The organism is Rhodoferax sp. LS1P39, assembly GCF_056521425.1.
Map to the genome: position 1 here is coordinate 114,976 of NZ_JBWMAV010000007.1, position 17,388 is coordinate 132,363.

19 protein-coding genes are annotated in these 17,388 nt (G+C 64.8%); 11 read left to right on the forward strand and 8 right to left on the reverse strand.

Annotation, left to right across the window (positions count from 1 at the left end; translation table 11 throughout):
- Positions 1–1,107, reverse strand: a complete 1,107-nt coding sequence (locus tag AC097O_RS13325) for an MlaE family ABC transporter permease (RefSeq protein WP_479593288.1) — start codon at positions 1,105–1,107, stop codon at positions 1–3.
- A 95-nt stretch (positions 1,108–1,202) separates the two neighbouring features.
- Here AC097O_RS13325 and AC097O_RS13330 point away from each other — a divergent pair, with 95 nt between their 5' ends.
- From AC097O_RS13330 to AC097O_RS13345, 4 genes are read left to right on the forward strand one after another with little or no spacing between them, the layout of a single operon-like run.
- Positions 1,203–2,159 (forward strand): PhoH family protein, encoded by a 957-nt coding sequence (locus tag AC097O_RS13330; protein WP_479593289.1) that lies wholly within the window; start codon positions 1,203–1,205, stop codon positions 2,157–2,159.
- 47 nt (positions 2,160–2,206) lie between these two features.
- The gene (gene ybeY, locus AC097O_RS13335; protein WP_479593290.1) at positions 2,207–2,671 is read left to right on the forward strand and encodes an rRNA maturation RNase YbeY; all 465 of its coding nucleotides are present in this window, start codon (positions 2,207–2,209) and stop codon (positions 2,669–2,671) included.
- A 22-nt stretch (positions 2,672–2,693) separates the two neighbouring features.
- Positions 2,694–3,152 carry a FecR family protein gene (locus tag AC097O_RS13340; protein WP_479593291.1) on the forward strand — a complete coding sequence of 153 codons (459 nt, stop codon included), beginning with the start codon at positions 2,694–2,696 and terminating at the stop codon, positions 3,150–3,152.
- The gene (locus tag AC097O_RS13345; RefSeq protein WP_479593292.1) at positions 3,152–3,757 is read left to right on the forward strand and encodes an OmpA family protein; all 606 of its coding nucleotides are present in this window, start codon (positions 3,152–3,154) and stop codon (positions 3,755–3,757) included. The genes AC097O_RS13340 and AC097O_RS13345 overlap by 1 nt, the downstream gene beginning before the upstream one ends.
- Before the next feature lie 6 nt (positions 3,758–3,763).
- Here AC097O_RS13345 and dtd read toward each other — a convergent pair whose 3' ends face one another.
- Positions 3,764–4,201, reverse strand: a complete 438-nt coding sequence (gene dtd, locus AC097O_RS13350; RefSeq protein WP_479593293.1) for a D-aminoacyl-tRNA deacylase — start codon at positions 4,199–4,201, stop codon at positions 3,764–3,766.
- A 69-nt stretch (positions 4,202–4,270) separates the two neighbouring features.
- Between dtd and AC097O_RS13355 the strand changes: the two genes are divergently transcribed.
- From AC097O_RS13355 to AC097O_RS13370, 4 genes are all read left to right on the forward strand, one after another.
- A complete protein-coding gene (locus tag AC097O_RS13355; RefSeq protein ID WP_479593294.1) occupies positions 4,271–5,752 on the forward strand; it encodes a sensor histidine kinase in 1,482 nt (493 codons plus the stop codon).
- Positions 5,749–6,372: a response regulator transcription factor gene (locus AC097O_RS13360; protein ID WP_479593295.1), complete on the forward strand. Its 624-nt coding sequence runs from the start codon at positions 5,749–5,751 to the stop codon at positions 6,370–6,372. The genes AC097O_RS13355 and AC097O_RS13360 overlap by 4 nt, the downstream gene beginning before the upstream one ends.
- A 101-nt stretch (positions 6,373–6,473) precedes the next feature.
- Positions 6,474–6,965: a GlcG/HbpS family heme-binding protein gene (locus tag AC097O_RS13365; RefSeq protein ID WP_479593296.1), complete on the forward strand. Its 492-nt coding sequence runs from the start codon at positions 6,474–6,476 to the stop codon at positions 6,963–6,965.
- A gap of 20 nt (positions 6,966–6,985) precedes the next feature.
- Entirely contained in the window at positions 6,986–7,678 is a 693-nt protein-coding gene (locus AC097O_RS13370) for an ankyrin repeat domain-containing protein (protein ID WP_479593297.1), read from the forward strand.
- Between the two features lie 4 nt (positions 7,679–7,682).
- Here the strand turns inward: AC097O_RS13370 and tyrS are convergent, their stop codons facing one another.
- Positions 7,683–8,927, reverse strand: a complete 1,245-nt coding sequence (gene tyrS / locus AC097O_RS13375; RefSeq protein ID WP_479593298.1) for a tyrosine--tRNA ligase — start codon at positions 8,925–8,927, stop codon at positions 7,683–7,685.
- Positions 8,928–9,098: 171 nt separating this feature from the next.
- Here tyrS and AC097O_RS13380 point away from each other — a divergent pair, with 171 nt between their 5' ends.
- On the forward strand, positions 9,099–10,439 hold the full coding sequence (locus tag AC097O_RS13380) for a peptidoglycan DD-metalloendopeptidase family protein (RefSeq protein ID WP_479593299.1): 1,341 nt from the start codon (positions 9,099–9,101) through the stop codon (positions 10,437–10,439).
- A gap of 4 nt (positions 10,440–10,443) precedes the next feature.
- Positions 10,444–11,547, forward strand: coding sequence for an anhydro-N-acetylmuramic acid kinase (locus AC097O_RS13385; protein WP_479593300.1), 1,104 nt, complete (start codon positions 10,444–10,446; stop codon positions 11,545–11,547).
- Between the two features lie 3 nt (positions 11,548–11,550).
- On the opposite strand, the gene mdtD is transcribed toward AC097O_RS13385, so the two are convergent.
- The 5 genes from mdtD to AC097O_RS13410 all read right to left on the reverse strand — a co-directional run bounded on the left by mdtD (position 11,551) and on the right by AC097O_RS13410 (position 16,218).
- Complete coding sequence (gene mdtD, locus AC097O_RS13390; protein WP_479593301.1) at positions 11,551–12,957, reverse strand: multidrug transporter subunit MdtD; 1,407 nt, start codon at positions 12,955–12,957, stop codon at positions 11,551–11,553.
- Positions 12,958–13,017: 60 nt separating this feature from the next.
- Entirely contained in the window at positions 13,018–13,383 is a 366-nt protein-coding gene (gene erpA, locus AC097O_RS13395; protein WP_092758362.1) for an iron-sulfur cluster insertion protein ErpA, read from the reverse strand.
- A 212-nt stretch (positions 13,384–13,595) separates the two neighbouring features.
- The gene (gene rpsI / locus AC097O_RS13400) at positions 13,596–13,988 is read right to left on the reverse strand and encodes a 30S ribosomal protein S9 (protein ID WP_315246353.1); all 393 of its coding nucleotides are present in this window, start codon (positions 13,986–13,988) and stop codon (positions 13,596–13,598) included.
- Between the two features lie 12 nt (positions 13,989–14,000).
- A complete protein-coding gene (gene rplM / locus AC097O_RS13405; protein ID WP_092758364.1) occupies positions 14,001–14,432 on the reverse strand; it encodes a 50S ribosomal protein L13 in 432 nt (143 codons plus the stop codon).
- A gap of 187 nt (positions 14,433–14,619) precedes the next feature.
- The gene (locus AC097O_RS13410) at positions 14,620–16,218 is read right to left on the reverse strand and encodes a serine/threonine protein kinase (protein ID WP_479593302.1); all 1,599 of its coding nucleotides are present in this window, start codon (positions 16,216–16,218) and stop codon (positions 14,620–14,622) included.
- Between the two features lie 128 nt (positions 16,219–16,346).
- Here AC097O_RS13410 and AC097O_RS13415 point away from each other — a divergent pair, with 128 nt between their 5' ends.
- Positions 16,347–17,249 carry a 23S rRNA (adenine(2030)-N(6))-methyltransferase RlmJ gene (locus tag AC097O_RS13415; protein WP_315246348.1) on the forward strand — a complete coding sequence of 301 codons (903 nt, stop codon included), beginning with the start codon at positions 16,347–16,349 and terminating at the stop codon, positions 17,247–17,249.
- Positions 17,250–17,388 lie beyond the last annotated feature (139 nt).

Here is a 17,388-nt window from a genome sequence, read left to right on the forward strand (position 1 = left end):
TCAGACCCCCACGTTCTTGAAAATGATGGCAAACAGCGCGTCGACCAAAATCACCACCGTGATCGAGCTCACCACCGAGGTAGTGGTGCCCTGCCCCAGGCTTTGGGTGTTGGGCTTGACGCGCAGGCCGCAGTGGCAGCCCACCAGCGCAATCAGCACGCCAAACACGGCCGACTTGAACACCGCCAGCCCCAGGTTGGCCACGCCCACCGCGCCAGGCAGCGCCTGCAAAAAGAAGGCAGGCGTGATGCCCAGCGCCAGGTCGGCCGCCAGCATGCCCCCGGCCAGCGCGGTCAGCGTGGTCCACACGCTGATCAGCGGCATGGCAATGGCCAGCGCAATCGCGCGCGGCATCACCAGCCGGTAGCCCAGCGGGATGCCCATCACCCGCATGGCATCCAGCTCTTCGGTGACGCGCATCACGCCGATCTGCGCGGTGATGGCCGAGCCGGAGCGCCCGGCAATCAAAATGGCGGCCAGCATCGGCCCCAGCTCGCGCACCACCGACATGCCCAAAATATTGACGATGAACGACTCGGCCCCAAACTGGCGCAACTGCTGGGATGTGAGGTAAGCCAGCACCACGCCAATCAAAAACCCCACCAGCGCGGTGATCGGCAAGGCCATGGTGCCCATCTGGTACAGGTGGCCCGAAATGTCCCGCCACGGCCCGTCCTGCGGGCGGCGCGCCAGGCGCAGCAGGTCCAGCGCCAACTGGCCCACCATGCGCAACAGCACCAACCCCTGCGCCAGGCCGGCCAGCACCCACACGCCCAGCGCGTCAAAGTGCTGCGCCCAGGTGCTGGCGCGCACCGGGGGCGGGGCCGTGGAGAAGCCCGCCACCCGCTCCAGCAGGCTGCGCTGTTCGGGCAGCAGGTCGATCTGCGCGGGCCATTGGCGGCCCCAGTGGTTCCATAGGAGCTGCGCGCCCACGTGGTCCAGCCGCTCCACGCCCGCCAAGTCCCAGTGCGCCGTGGGCGGCAGCGCCTGCAAGGCGGCGGTGGCCGCCTGCCACTGCGCAGGCACGGCCAGGTCGGCGGCGGCCCAGCGGCCCGCCAGCCGTGCGGTCGGGCCAGGGGGGATGTGGGGGGCGGAATCGGCATGCATAGTTCTGCCCATGCTACCAACGGACGTGCCCCAACCAGGTAGGACAAGCGGCTGAGAACAGGTTCCCAAAGCGGAGCACAGGCGACAATAGACCCATGATTCTTCGCCACACCTTTTCGCCCCCCAACAACACCCGGCTAGACCACCTGTGTGGCCCCATGGACAGCCACCTGCGCACCATAGAGGCGGCGCTGCAAATCACCATCGCCCACCGCCACGAGCAGTTCAAGATCGACGGCCCCAAGCCCAAGGCCCAGCAGGCACTGGAGCTGCTGCAAGCCCTGTACGAGCAGGCGGCCCGCCCGATCCGCCCGGACACCGTGCAGCTGATGCTGGCCACCGACACCAGCGAAGGGGTTGAAGGCCAGTCGCTGCAAACCCGGCGCGCCGACCTGCGGGCCCGCACGCCCAACCAAGCCACCTACCTGGAAAACATCGCCCAGCACGACATCACCTTCGGCATAGGCCCTGCGGGCACCGGCAAAACCTACCTGGCCGTGGCCTGCGCGGTGGACGCGCTGGAGCGCAGCGCGGTGCAGCGCATCGTGCTGACCCGCCCGGCGGTGGAGGCCGGGGAGCGACTGGGCTTCTTGCCTGGCGACCTGAACCAGAAGATCGACCCGTACCTGCGCCCGCTGTACGACGCGCTGTACGAGCTGATGGGGGCGGAGAAGGTGCAAAAAGCCTTCGAGCGCAACGCCCTGGAAGTGGCCCCGCTGGCCTTCATGCGCGGGCGCACGCTGAACAACGCCTTTGTGATCCTGGACGAGGCGCAAAACACCACGCCCGAGCAGATGAAGATGTTTTTGACCCGCATCGGCTTTGGGGCCAAGGCGGTGGTGACCGGCGATGTCAGCCAGATCGACCTGCCCAAGACGCAGACCAGCGGCCTGATCGATGCCGAACAGGTGCTGCGCCGCACCCAGGGCATTGCCATCTGCCGCTTTACCAGTGCCGACGTGGTGCGGCATCCGCTGGTGGCCCGCATCGTGGATGCCTACGACACCCGGGGCAAATCCGACAGCCTGCCGCGCAAACGCGCCAACTCCTAAAAAGATAGCTGCTCACGCCCTTGGAATAAGCGCTAGAAGCCAAAAACATGCTTAAAAATTTGCAACTCTCCCTGCAATTCGGCGCATTTGACAACGGGGCCGACGCAGCAGCCCACCGCGCCGCCCTGCCACGCCACAGTGTCAACCGCTGGATCCGCCATGCGTTACAGAAAGACGGCGAAATCACGGTGCGCATTGTCGACACCGCAGAAGGCCAGGCCCTCAACCGTGGCTACCGCCAGAAGGACTACGCCACCAATGTGCTTACCTTTGATTACACCCAAGAGCCCATCGTTACCGCCGACCTGGTGCTCTGCGCCCCGGTGGTGGCTCGTGAAGCCACCGAGAACGGTAAAACTCTGCAAGCGCACTATGCCCATCTGCTAGTACACGGTACCCTGCATGCCCAGGGCTACGACCACGAAACCGGTGCAGCCGATGCCGAGGCCATGGAAGCCCTGGAAACCCAGATTCTGGCCGGCCTGGGCATAGCCAACCCCTATGCGGACTAAGTTAGAGCAAGTTGGAGAACCCATGCGATACCTTCTACTATCTACCCTCGCGTTGGCCTTGTGCTGCGGCACAGTCGGTGCCCAAAGCCTGGATGCCGCCCGCGCAGGCACGCTCAAAACCGTGCAGGGCACGGTCACCGTCACCAACGCCCAGGGCCCGCGCCAGGTCCATCCCGGCGACCCGGTGGTCGAAGCCGACAAGCTGCTCACCGGTGCCGACAGCGCGGCCAGCGTGGTCATGCGCGACGGCAGCACCCTGGTGATCGGCCCCAACAGCCAGCTCGACATCACCAGCTTTGCCTTTAACGGCACCACGCAAAAGGGCAATATGCTGCTGAGCCTGCTGCGCGGCAGCCTGCGCATGGTCACCGGCCTGGTCGGCAAGGGCAACCCCGATGCCGTCAAGATCACCACGCCCACCTCGGTGATTGGCGTGCTGGGTACCGACTTCATCGTCCTGGCCAAAGCAGGCAAAACTTGATGGGGCCCGCTCTTGTTGCCATGGGCGTGGCGGTGATGGGCTTGTTGGCAGGCCGGACCATTCCGCCCAGCGCGGAAGTGCTGCTGCTGCCCCAGGCGGATGGCTCGCCGTCATCGGTGGTGGTGGTGTCGGGGCCCGAGCTGCAGACCCTGGCCGCCCCGTTCCAGCGTGCCACCGCCGTAGCCGCCCGAAAACCCACCCAAGACAAGCTGGACCCGGTGTTCGTGTACAACGCCTACCCGGCGCTCTTCACAGCCATGCCCCCAGCGCCCCAGCATTTCACCGTGTACTTTGAACCTGGCGGCACCGAACTCACCGCCGAGTCGCAGGCCGCGCTGGCCAAAGTCATCACCGCGGCCCACGAGCGCGCAGGCGCAGACATCCTGGTGATCGGCCACACCGATGCCCAGGGCAACGAGGGCGAGAACGATGCCCTGTCGCTCCAACGCGCCCAGCAGGTCCGCGAAATGCTGCTGCGCGCCCCCCAGGCGGTGCACGCCGATCTGATCGAAGCCCGGGGCCGCGGCAAGCGCGAACTGGCCATACCCACCGCCGACGGTGTCGCTGAAGCCCGCAACCGCCGGGTGGAAATCATCCTGCGCTAAATCCGGCTAAAGCTGGAGGGGAATGGTCACCGGGCCGTCGTTGACCAGGTGCACCTGCATGTCGGCCCCAAACTGCCCGGTCTGCACCGGGCCGTGGGCGCGCCGGGCCTGGGCCACAAAGTAGTCGTACAAACGCCGTCCCTCCCCGGGTGGAGCTGCCCCGGTGAAACTGGGCCGGTTGCCGCCCGCCACATCGGCGGCCAGCGTGAACTGGCTCACCACCAGCAGGCCACCGGCCACGTCTTGCAGGCTCAGGTTCATCTTGCCCGCCGCATCGCTGAAGATACGCAGCTTCAATATCTTGGCCAGCAGCTTGTCGGCCTGCGCGTCGGTATCCCCGCGCTCGGCGCACAGCAGCACCAGCAGGCCCTGGGTGATGGCACCCACGGTTTCGTCGGCGACCACCACATGGGCTTCACGCACTCTTTGTAGAACAGCTTTCATCGGCAATCGGCTTTCGGCTAGCGGGGGCCAGACTCTACCCCGGCGAAGCACAGAGGCACAATGCGCCCCATGTGGAAAACCGTGCGGCACCCCGGTGCCTGGCTTGTGGCGTGGGGGCTGCTCGTGGCGCTGGGCAGCGTGGTGCTGGCCCGCCAGGAGCTGGTGCGTCTGCGGGAAGCTTTTGACACCGATGCGCGTATCGCCCACCGGCTGCTGAGCCAGCGCGCGGTGCAGCAAGACGCGGTACTGGCCACACTGGCCCTGCTGCAGCCTGCGGGCACGGCCGGGCCTTTGGCGCAGCCCGAGCAAAGGCTGTCGTCCGTCTACCCGCAGATTCTGGAAGTGCAGCGCCGTGGCCCGGGCCAGGCCTGGCCGGTAGACAACCCTGCCGCGCAAACCGCCTTGGCAGAAGCTGAGGCCGCTTCGCGCAAGGCCCGCCGGGTGGCGCTGGCCGCAGCGCACCTGGCCACGGGGCGCTACCGCCTGGTGTTGGCTGCCGACCCGCACAGCTACGCGCTGCAGATCGACGTGGCCGCCATGCTGCCCTGGAACGAATGGCCCATGCCGCGCGACACCTCGCCGGTGCGCCTCACGCTGGAGCAGGACGGCCAGGTCTTCGTGGTGCAGCCTGGTCGCATCGAGGAGGGTGGCTGGCGCTTCGAATTCCACAAGCACCTGGCCACCGACAGCCAGCCTTTCGACGTATTCGCCCTGCGCCAGGTCGGCTGGGGCGAGTTGCCTTGGGCCTGGATGCTGGCCTGGGCGCTGGCCATGGCCGTGCTGCTGGCAGCGTTGCAGACCGCGCTGACCCAGCGCGCCGCACGCCGCCGCGCCGAGGAATTGCTGCGCCTGGGCCAGGTGGCGCGGCTCAACACCCTGGGCGAACTGGCCGCCGGTATGGCCCATGAACTGAACCAGCCGCTAACTGCCGTGCTGGCCAACACCCAGGCCGCAGGTCGCCTGCTGGATGAAGACCCGCCCGAACTCGACACGGCCCGCCACGCCATGGCCCAGGCGGCAGAGCAGGCCCGGCGCGCGTCCACCGTGGTGGGGCGGCTGCGCCGCGCCGTAGAGCGGCCCGATCTGGCAGGCAAGCTCTCCCCCGTGAAGCTGCAGGACGCGGTGCACGAAGCCCTGTACCTGTTGGAGCCCGAAAACATCCGCCGCGGCATCGCCCCGACCGTGCAGGCCCCGGCGCAGGACGTGGTGGTACTGGCCGACCGCGTGGCGCTGGAGCAGATCGTGCACAACCTGGTGATGAACGCATTACAGGCGCTGGAGCAGGTGCCCGCAGGCCAACGGCGCTTGGCCCTCACGATCTCCACCGACGAGCGGCTCGGCAGCCTGACGGTGCAGGACAACGGCCCCGGCATCCCGCCCGATGCCCTGCCACGCATCTTCGAGCCGTTTTTCTCGACCCGCCCCGGCGGCCTGGGCCTGGGGCTGAACCTCTGCGAGAGCCTGGCGGGCACCATGGGCGGCAGCCTGGTGGCCAGCAACGTCACACCCCATGGCGCGGCGCTGCGCCTGTCCCTCCCCTTGTCGGCATGAACATCCCCCTGTCCCCGCTGGTCCACCTTATCGACGACGACGCGGCGGTGCGCGACAGCCTGGCGCTGCTGATCGGCACCGTGGGCCTGCGCGTGCAGACCTGGGCCGACCCGCAGGCCTTTCTGGCACAGTTTGACCGGCAGGGCATAGGTGCCATCGTGCTCGACGTGCGCATGCCGGGCATCAGCGGCCTGGCTGTGCTGGACACCCTGGTGGCGCAGGGAGTGGACCAGCCGGTCATCATGCTCACCGGCCACGGCACGGTGGAGATGTGCCGGCGCGCCTTCAAGGCCGGTGCCGCCGAATTCCTGGAAAAGCCGGTGGACGACGAGGCGCTGATCGAGGCGCTGCAGAACGCCGTGCGCCAGCACGTGCGATCCCGCGAACGCCACCAGGCCGACCGGCAGGCGCGCGAGCGCTATGCACAGCTGTCCGAGCGCGAACGCGAGGTGCTGGGCCTGATCGTCTCGGGCCTGACCAACAAGGAAATCGGCCGCGCGCTGGCCGTATCGCCGCGCACGGTGGAGACCCACCGCGCCAACCTGTTCGCCAAGCTGGAGGCCGAATCCCTGGCGCAACTGATCCGCAGCTACGCCGCGCTGGCGGATGCTGCTCCGTAGAACTACGGAGCAGCAGGCGTAGCCGTACGCATGGGCGAAACGGGCCGGTTTTTCTACAGTTCTCCCACGGTTGATAGAACCGCTTCACCCCGGAGAACCCCATGAAAAACACCACCAAAATCGCCGCCCTGATCCTCGCCTGCCTCGCTGGAGCCGCCAATGCCCAGGCCGTGCGCACCGAACGCAATATGTCACTCGACCTGGCCAACCAGATCGCCGCCTCCGCCGTGGCAACCTGCGCCGCCAACGGCTATGCCGTCTCGGCCACCGTGGTCGACCGCGCCGGTGGCGTACGCGCCGTGCAGCGTGCCGACAACGCCGGGCCCCACACCCTGGGTGCCAGCCAGCAAAAGGCCTTCACCTCGGCCTCCGCCAAGAACACCACCCTGGCCATCATGGAAATCGCCCAAAAGAACCCCAGCGCAGCCAACCTGGTGAACATTCCTGGCTACCTGCTGCTGGGCGGTGGCGTGCCGGTGAAGGTGGGCAATGAAGTGATCGGCGCAGTGGGCGTGGGCGGTGCCCCGGCGGGCAACCTCGACGAGCAGTGCGCGCTGGCTGCCATCGACCACGTCAAAGACTTACTCAAATAAGCCCTCAGCGCTTAACCCATATGCACAAGCTGCTACATATTTTGAGTTTTTCAGGGTTTTGCCTGCTGGCGAATGCCTGCCTGGCCCAGGTGGCCCCCAGCCCCGCGCAGGTCGCCGAGTACCGGGGCCTGCACGCGGCAGCCCAACGTGGCGACCTGGCCAAGGCCGAAAAGCTGATCGCGCAGAAGGTGGACCTGAACGCCCGCGACGCACAGGGCCGCACACCCATCCACGTCGCCACCTTCGCCCGGCAGTCGCCTGTGCTGCGGGAGCTGGCCCAGGCCGGTGCCGACCTGTCGCTGCTGGAAAACGACCGCTACGACGCGGTAACCATCGCCGCCGTGGCAGACGACGAAGCCACCCTGGCGACGCTGCTAGCCCTGGGTGCCAGCGCCCAGCTCACCACCAGCCGCTACGACGGCACAGCGCTGATCGCCGCGGCCCACCTGGGCCACGACGGTGTGGTGCGGCAACTGATTGCGGCGGGTGCGCCACTCGACCATGTGAACAACCTGCACTGGACGGCGGTGATCGAGTCCATCGTGCTGGGCGACGGCGGCCCGCGCCACCAGCGCACGCTGCGCGCGCTGGTGGATGCCGGTGCCAAGCTGCAACTCGCCGACCGCCAGGGCAACACACCGCTACAACTGGCGCGCACCCGGGGTTTTGGCGAGATGGTGGCGATGCTGGAAAAAGCCGGGGTCAGGCCCTGAAGCGTTACGCCAAGGTCACGCGGACGAACTTGCGCTTGCCGACCTGAACGACATAGGTTCCAGCATCCAGCCTCAGCCCCTTGTCGCTAATGACGCTCGAATCGACGCGCACGCCGCTGCCGTCGATCAGGCGGTTACCTTCCGACGTGGATGCCGCCAGGCCCGCCTGCTTCAGCAATTGCGCGATGCCCAGCGGCGCGCCGGTGAGGCTGACCTCGGCGATGTCGTCGGGCACGCCACCCTTGCTGCGGTTGTTGAAATCCTGCTCGGCAGCATCGGCTTCGGCCGCGCTGTGGAAGCGTGCGGTGATCTCCTTGGCCAGCGCGACCTTCGCGTCTTTGGGGTTGCGGCCAGCCTCGACCTCGGCCTTCAGCGCGGCAATCTCGGCCTCGGACTTGAACGACAACAGGGTGTACCAGCGCCACATCAGCACGTCGGAGATGCTCAATACCTTGGCAAACATGGTGTTGGGCGCTTCGCTGATGCCGATGTAGTTGTTTTTTGACTTGGACATCTTCTCCACGCCGTCCAGGCCCTCCAGCAGCGGCATGGTCAGGATGCACTGCGGTTCCTGGCCGTATTCGGACTGCAGGTGGCGGCCCATCAGCAGGTTGAACTTCTGGTCGGTGCCGCCCAGCTCCAGGTCGCTTTTCAAGGCCACCGAGTCATAGCCCTGCATCAGCGGGTACAAAAATTCATGCACCGCAATCGACTGGCCGCCGTGGAAGCGGTCGTGGAAGTCGTTGCGCTCCATCATGCGGGCGACGGTGTAGCGGCTGGCCAGCTGGATCATGCCGCGAGCGCCCAGCGGCTCGCTCCATTCGCTGTTGTAGCGGATCTCGGTCTTGCTGGGGTCCAGCACCAGGCTGGCCTGCTTGTAATAAGTTTCGGCGTTGTGCTTGATCTGCTCGGGCGTAAGCGGCGGGCGGGTGCTGTTGCGGCCCGACGGGTCGCCGATCAGGCTGGTGAAGTCGCCGATCAAAAAGATCACCGTGTGGCCCAGGTCCTGCAACTGGCGCATCTTGTTGAGCACCACGGTGTGGCCGATGTGGATGTCGGGCGCGGTCGGGTCCAGGCCCAGTTTGATGCGCAACGGCACGCCGGTGGCCTCGGAACGGGCCAGTTTTTTCAGCCAGTCTTCTTGTGGAATCAGCTCATCACAGCCGCGCAGCGACACCGCCAGGGCTTCACGCGCACGATCTGTTACAGGAAATGAGCCACTCGGCTTTACGTGTGCGGGTTGATTCATAAGGGTTTTTCAGTGCTTTATCGGTTGTGGCCCACGCGGGACACCGGTATACTCGCGGTCTCGCTGAGCCCCTGATTTTAGTGGCGCGTTGCCTGATAGGCCGCCCCCACACTGAACTTCCAGGCCGCACTTCCCGTGCCCCAGCACCCACATTCGTTAGGAACCCCCGTTTTGAACCACGGTCTTACAACCGTCAGCGAACGCCTGTCATCCCTGTTGCAACGCCACCCCAAGCGCATCACCGCGCTGGTGGCCGCCCTGTTGCTGGGCGGAGGCGGCGGCGCATTTGCCGTTGCGTCCCTCGCCCCCGATGCCGCTGACCTCCCCGTCCAACAGATTTCCGAGGCGGTGCAGCCGCTGGCCCTGCAAGAGCAGGCCAATGCGCTCGACAGCCACACTTTCAACCTGTTTCGTTCTGAGACCACCCGCTCCAGCGACACGGCCAAGTCCTTGCTGCAGCGCCTGGGCATTGACGATGCGCAAGCAGTAGCGTTCTTGCGCAGCGACACGCTGGCCAGCAAGGCCTTGCTGGGCAAAGCGGGCCGCATCGTCCACGCCGAAGCCAGCGACAACCACGCCCTGCTCAGCCTGAGCGTGCGCTGGAGCCCGTCCAACGACGGCGTTTTTGAGCGCATGGTGGTGGAGAAAACAGCGCAGGGCTTGCGCTCCCGCATCGAAACCGCCGACCTGCAAACTACCAGCCGCCTGGCCGGTGGCACGGTGCGCAGTTCGTTGTTTGCCGCCACCGACGAAGCGGGCATCCCCGACGCGGTGGCAACCCAGCTGGCCGACATCTTCGCCAGCGACATCGACTTTCACCGGGGCCTGCGCAAGGGCGACCGCTTCTCCGTGGTCTATGAAACCGCCGAGGCCGATGGCCAGGTGGTGCGCACCGGCAAGGTGCTGAGTGCAGAGTTCACCAACAACGGCAAGACCTACCAGGCCATGTGGTTTACCGAGCCCGGCAAAAAGGGCAACTACTACACGCTGGACGGCCAGAGCCTGCGCCGCTCGTTCCTGGCCTCGCCGGTGGAGTTTTCGCGCATCACCAGCGGTTTCAGCATGCGCATGCACCCCATTTTGAAAAACTGGCGTGCCCACCTGGGTGTGGACTACGCGGGAACCACTGGCACGCCGGTGCGCACCGTGGGCGACGGTGTGGTGGAGTTTGCCGGGGTGCAAAACGGCTACGGCAACGTCATCATCATCAAGCACCAGAACCAGAACGAAACGCTGTACGCCCACCTGAGCAAGATCGATGTGCGCGTAGGCCAGGCCGTGGGCCAGGGCGACCACATCGGCGCGGTAGGCTCCACCGGCTGGAGCACCGGGCCGCATCTGCATTTTGAGTTCCGCGTCAACGGCGTGCACCAGGACCCGCTGACCATTGCCCGCCTGAACGACAGCCAGCCCGTGTCTCCCACGGCCAAGGCCGCGTTCAACCAGCTGTCCAGCGTGATGCGCCAACAGCTGTCGGCCGCCACCTCGATCCAGCAAGCCAGCGCCGAGTAAACCGGTGGGCGAGCTGTTCATCGGCCTGATGTCCGGCACCTCGCTGGACGGCGTGGACGGCGTGCTGGTGGATTTTGCGGATGGCCGCATGCAGGTCCGGCAGTACGCCACCCTGCCCTTCCCGCCCGCACTCCAGGCCGAGCTGCTGGCGCTCAACACCCCTGGCGACCACGAACTGCACCGCGCGGCTCTGGCCGCCAATGGCCTGGTCGGCGTATACGCCCAAGTAGTACAGCAGTTGCTGGAGCGCAGCGGCACCCACGCCGCGCAGGTCCGGGCCGTCGGTGCCCATGGCCAGACCGTGCGGCACCGCCCCGGCGAGTTCGATGGCATTGGCTACACCCTGCAACTCAACCACCCGGCACTGCTGGCCGAACTGACCGGCATCACCGTAGTGGCCGACTTCCGCAGCCGCGACGTGGCCGCCGGTGGCCAGGGCGCGCCGCTGGTGCCCGCCTTCCACAGCCAGGTGTTTGGCCGCGCAGGCGAAGCCGTGGCGGTGCTGAACATCGGGGGCATCTCCAACCTCAGCCTGCTGGACGGGCAGATTCTGGGCTTCGATTGCGGCCCCGGCAACGCCCTGATGGACCACTGGTGCCAGCTCCACACCGGCCAGCCCTATGACGCAGACGGGGCCTGGGCCGCCAGCGGCACGGTGCACACGGCCCTGCTGGCCGCACTGCTGGACGAGCCCTATCTGGCCAAAGCCCCGCCCAAAAGCACAGGCCGCGACCTGTTCAATCCGCCCTGGCTGGCCAGCAAGCTCCAGGCCTTTGCCGGGCTGGACCCGGCCGACGTACAAGCCACATTGACCGAATTGACCGCTAGCGCAATATCCATAAGCGTGACAAGCTACGGAAAATATAGCAAATTGCTGATCGTGTGCGGTGGTGGTGCCTTGAATGGCTATTTGATGCAGCGCCTGCAAGCCCTGCTTCCCAGCGTGCAAGTGCAGTCCTCGGCTGCGCATGGCCTGCCGCCTTTGCAGGTAGAAGCGGCGGCCTTCGCCTGGCTGGCCCGCCAGACGGTGCAGGGCTTGCCGGGCAATCTGGCCAGTGTGACCGGTGCACGCGGCGAACGCGTGCTGGGTGCCATCTACCCGGCCTGAACATCAATGGTTGTCGGCGTGGGTAGTCCCGGTCTCCCGCGCATCGGGCGATAACTGCCAGAAGATCCAGGCCGAGGCCAGCGTCATCAGCCCCATGGTCGCAAACGTGGCGTGGAATGCATTCAGCGTCTGCGCAGCACCTGCCCCCTCAAAGTAGCCGGTAAAGCCCGCCAGCACGGCCCCAGCCGCAGCCACGCCCATGCTCATGGCCAGCATCTGCACCATCGACAGCAAACTGTTGCCGCTGCTGGTCAGTGGGCCGTCCAGGTCTTTCAGGGTGACGGTGTTCATGGCGGTGAACTGCATGGAGTTCACCGCACCAAAAATCGCCAATTGCACCAGCTTCAACCACACCGGCTGGTCCGGCGTGACCAGCGCGAAGCTGGCCATGGTCAGCCCCACCAGCGCGGTGTTCAGCACCAGCACCTTGCGGTAACCCAGCCGGGTGATGAGGCGGGTGGCCAGGGTCTTGGTGACCATGCCGGCCAGGGCCACCGGCAGCATCATCATGCCCGCCTGGGCCGGTGAATACCCCATGCTGACCTGCAGCAGCAAGGGAATCAGAAACGGCATGCAGCTGCTGCCGATGCGCGCAAACAGATTGCCCAGCAAGCCTATCGTCAGGGACGAAATATCGAACAGGCGCGGGGAAAACAAAGGCTCGGCCACGCGCGTGGCATGCAGCCAGTACGCCACCAGGCTGGCCAACCCAAACATCAACAGCACCAGCACCGTGGCCTGGCGCAGGCCCAGCTCCGACAGCCCATCGAGCGACAGCGACAAAGCCACCATTCCAAACGACAACATGGCGTAGCCGCTGAGGTCGAACCGCCTGGATACCTCTCGCAGACCTTCGGGCATGAAGGCCAGCGTAGCCGCGCAGCCGAGCACGCCCACCGGCAGGTTGATCAAGAAAATCCAATGCCAGGTGGCGTATTCCACCAACCAGCCACCCAGCGTGGGGCCAATCAGAGGGCCGATCAGGCCGGGCAAGGCCACAAAACTCATGGCCTTCAAAAACTGCTCGCGCGGAAATGCCCGCAGCACCGCCAGCCGCCCCACCGGCAGCAGCAAGGCGCCGCCCACCCCTTGGACGATGCGCGACAGCACCAGTTGCGTCAGGGTTTGGGACAGTGCGCACAGCAGCGACCCCAGGGTAAAAAGCACAATCGCCGACACAAACAGACGGCGGGTGCCAAAACGGTCGGCCATCCAGCCCGAGGCCGGAATCAGCATGGCCATGGTCAGCGAATAGGCCACCACCACCGACTGCATCCGCAGTGGGCTCACCCCCAGGCTGGCCGCCATGGCCGGCAAGGCGGTATTGACGATGGTGGCATCCAGCGTCTGCATGAAAAACCCGATGGCGACCAGCCACAGCAGGCGTTGGTTGGATACGTCTTGTTGCATGGCTTTTGTTCACCCACAAAAAAGCCGCCCTCGGGCGGCTGTTTTTGACACGCTCAGCGTTTACGCCGAGAAGCTGGAGCCGCAGCCGCAGGTGCTGGTGGCGTTGGGGTTCTTGATGACGAACTGGGCCCCTTGCAGGTCTTCCTTGTAGTCGATCTCGGCACCCAGCAGGTACTGGTAGCTCATGGCATCGATCAGCAGCGACACACCGTTCTTGGTCATGGTGGTGTCGTCTTCGTTGGTGATCTCGTCGAAGGTGAAGCCGTACTGGAAGCCGGAGCAGCCGCCGCCCTGCACAAACACCCGCAGTTTGAGATCCGGATTGCCTTCTTCGGCGATCAGGTCGGCCACCTTGGCAGCTGCGCTGTCGGTGAAGACGATGGGGGTGGGCATTTCGGTCTGGATGTTTTCGGCAAGGGCGCTCATGGGGTACTCCGTAAGAATCTAGGTGATGCTACTGCAATTCCCGACTTAAGTTGCGGGGCAAACAATTTGCCGGTATCGGCAGTGCGGTCTTTTCAAAAGCAAAAACCGCCGAAGCCCGAAGGCTTGGCGGTTTTTGCGTCGCACAGAGCGAAAACGACCAACTTTCATCGACTCGGGTGCGGAGCACCCCGAGCCTTGAAAGTTGTTTAGCTTTAACGCTTGGAGAACTGCTTGCGACGGCGAGCACCGTGCAAACCGACCTTCTTACGTTCGACTTCGCGCGCATCACGCGTCACGAAACCGGCTTTGCTCAGCTCGGGCTTGAGCGTAGCGTCGTAGTCGATCAGGGCGCGGGTAATGCCGTGGCGGGTTGCACCTGCCTGGCCGGACTCGCCACCACCGTGCACGTTCACCATCACGTCGAAAGTTTCGGCGTGGTTGGTCAGTACCAGGGGTTGCTTGCAAATCATGATCGAGGTAGCACGACCGAAGAACTCGGTGATGTCTTTACCGTTGACCTTGATCTGGCCGGAGCCTTTTTTCAGAAACACACGTGCGACGCTGGATTTGCGACGGCCGGTGCCATTGTTCCAATCACCAATCATCAGAAATACTCCTTAGATGTCCAGCACTTTAGGCTGTTGGGCGGTGTGTGGGTGCACAGCACCACCGTACACCTTGAGCTTCTTGATCATGGCGTAGCCGAGCGGGCCCTTGGGCAGCATGCCCTTGACGGCTTTTTCCAAAGCGCGGCCGGGGTGTTTGGCTTGCATGTCGCGGAACGAGATGGCAGAGATGCCACCTGGGTAACCGGAATGGCTGTAGTAAATCTTGTCAGTCGACTTGGCGCCGGTGACACGCAGCTGGGCTGCGTTGATGATGACGATGAAATCACCGGTATCGACGTGAGGCGTATAAATGGCCTTGTGTTTGCCGCGCAAACGGAGAGCAACTTCGCTGGCTACTCGTCCGAGGACCTTGTCGGTCGCGTCAATCACAAACCACTCATGCACTACGTCAGCGGGTTTTGCGCTGAAAGTTTTGGTCATGAATTTTCTCTTTGAAAGAATGGTTTGGCCAACCCAAGAGGTTGGCGTTCTAGCAACCCTTTTCCACGGTCGGCGTCTCTCTAGTGGAGATCTCTTAGGTGGGGTTTTAAACTTCGCCGCGGGGCCAGCTATTCGCTGCGAAGCCCATGATTATACAAAGTTGTGGGCGATACCGTCAAATTTGCAGTCAGCGCCGATTTTGCTGCTGTGCCAACAGGCGTTCCGCGTTCTCCACGCACACCGGCAACGCAGCAAATTCAGGCTTTTGGCATTCCCGGTAGATGCACATGGGGCGGGTCAGAAAATTGTTGTCGGGACACAGAAACACCGAGACATTGCCCCCCGTAGAGGTGCGGTGGCGCTTGGCCAAGTGTGCAGAAACCACCTCGTCGGTCGGGATCGGTGCCGGGGGCGCTGCCTGCACCTTGGCCGTGGCGGCTTTTTTGCGCGGTGGCGCGGAGGCGGACTGCACCGGCTCTGCAACCACCTCGACCGGCACCACAGCAGATACCACCGGGGGCGCAGGTTCCAGCGCAGCCAACATCGGCTGCGGAGCCCGAACTTCGGCCACCGGCTGGGGTTCCACGGCAGGCTGATTCCACACCGACTTGCCGACACCCACCACCAAAGCCAAGATTCCCACTGCGACCCAGACCATGGACCGGCGGGGCCGCGGCGGGGTGGGCGGTACCGTCACCGCACTCAGCAACCCCAGCGGCCGGTCCGACGACTGCCGGGGCGGGTAGACAAAATGGGTAGGCAGCTCAGCCAGGTCCATCGGCCCAGGCAAGGCCCACTCCAGCGGCGCGGGCTGCCAGCCCTGCCCCATCTCGGTGCGCCAGTCAAACTGCGCCATTTCCGCTGGCGGGTGCAAACCCATCAGGTGAACAAAGTCTTGCACCGACTGTGGGCGGTCTTCCGGGCGGATCGCCAGACTCTGGTCGATCGCCTCGACAAACGCAGGCGAATAGGTCTCGCCGTGCTCGGCCTGCGCCGCCACAGCCACCGACTGCATGCTGGGCAGGCGGTCCCGCAGCACCCGGAACGTTGCGGGCAAAGGCAGGGCATTGGCCACGCAGCCATGCACCACCGCCGCCAGCGCGTACAAATCGCTCCAGGGCCCCTGGACCATGTCGCGTGCATCGGCGTATTGCTCGATGGGCGCGTAGTTCACCTTCAGCACCGCCGTGTGCCGGGGGCCCAGGTCGCCGATCGCCCGGCGGGCTGCGCCCAGGTCCAGCAGCACGGGCGGCCCGCTGTCTTGCAGGAAAATATTCTCGGGCGACACATCCCGGTGCACCGTATGACTGTCGTGCAGCAACTGCAAGGCTTGCAATACCGACCACAGCACCTGGCGCAGCCAGTCCTCGGAGGGCGGGCTGCGCATCTGCCTCCGTGCCTGCTTGAGCGTCATGCCGCTGTACAGGGGCATCACCATGTAGGCGGTGTTGTTCGCCTCCCAAAAGCGGAATACCTTGACCAGCGAGGGGTGGTCGAACTGCGCCAGCAGCCGGGCTTCGGCCACAAACGACTGCAACCCAGCCTGGTAGCTGGCCCCGTCCAGCGACGATCGGATACCCACCATGGAGCCCGCCATGCGCCCGGCCAAAGCCGTCGGCATGTACTCCTTGATAGCCACCGACCGGTGCAAGGAATGGTCGTAAGCCTGGTACACCATGCCAAAGCCGCCCACGCCCAGCAGGCGCACCAACTCGAACTCCCCCAGCCGCGTGCCGCTGGGCAGGGCATCGGAATGCAGGATGGGGGGATGGGTGGAATCGGACATAGGCGGGAAAGAAGTCTTAGTTTAGAACGTGTTGAGAGTCATTTCAGGCTCACCGTAAACACCCCGTCCGCGTTCTATCTACCCAGAGCCTGACACAGCACCGGCCTGCCTCGTTACCATAGGGGCCTATGTTTAGTTACCGCCACGCCTTCCATGCAGGCAACCACGCCGATGTGCTCAAGCACACGGTGGTGATTGCCGCCCTCAAACACCTGACCGAAAAAGACCCGGCCCTGGCCGTGCTGGACACCCACGCGGGTGCCGGCCTGTACCGGCTCGATGGCGATTACGCCGAAACCAGCGGCGAGGCGGCCAATGGCATTCTGAAACTGCTGGCCGACCCCGAACCCGGCCAGCCGCCGCTGGTGCCCGCACCGGCGCTGCAGGACTACCTGGACATGGTGGCCAGCTTCAACAAGTCGGGCGGCAAAAAAGTCTATCCCGGCTCGCCTTTCATCATGCAACAACTGTTACGTGACCACGACCGGCTCAAACTGTTTGAACTGCACCCTACCGACAGCAAAACCCTGTCGGCCAACATTGCCCAGTTGTCCGCTGGGCGACAGATCGCGGTGTTCCGCGAAGACGGCTTCGAAGGCATCCGCAAATTCTTGCCCCCACCGAGCCGCCGTGCTTTCCTGCTGTGCGATCCTAGCTATGAAATCAAGAGCGACTACAGCCTGGTGGCCGAGATGATCGCCAGCAACCTGAAGCTGTTTGCCACCGGCACCTACGCCGTCTGGTACCCCATCATTCCGCGCCCCGAAGCCCACGACCTGCCGCGCAAGCTCAAAACCCTGGCCACCAAGGCCGGCAAGAGCTGGCTGCACGCCACGCTGACCGTCAAGTTCAGCAAGCTCACCACCGATGCTGCGGGCGAGACCGTACGCCCCGGCCTGCCCGCCAGCGGCATGTTCCTGATCAACCCGCCGCACACCCTGAAAGCCGCCCTCAAGCCCGCGCTGGCACAGATGGTGGAACGTCTGGGACAGGACAAGCACGCCACCTCGACCCTGGATTCGGGCGGCTGAACGCGTAAGGCCATGCATGGACTGCGCAAACACAGGCAGGTGTGCAACCGGGTGTTTCCTCCAATCCCGAACCCTTGGAATTCGCTTAATATCTTGACCAAATGATCAAGTATTGCCCCAAACTGGCAAGTTTATTGCT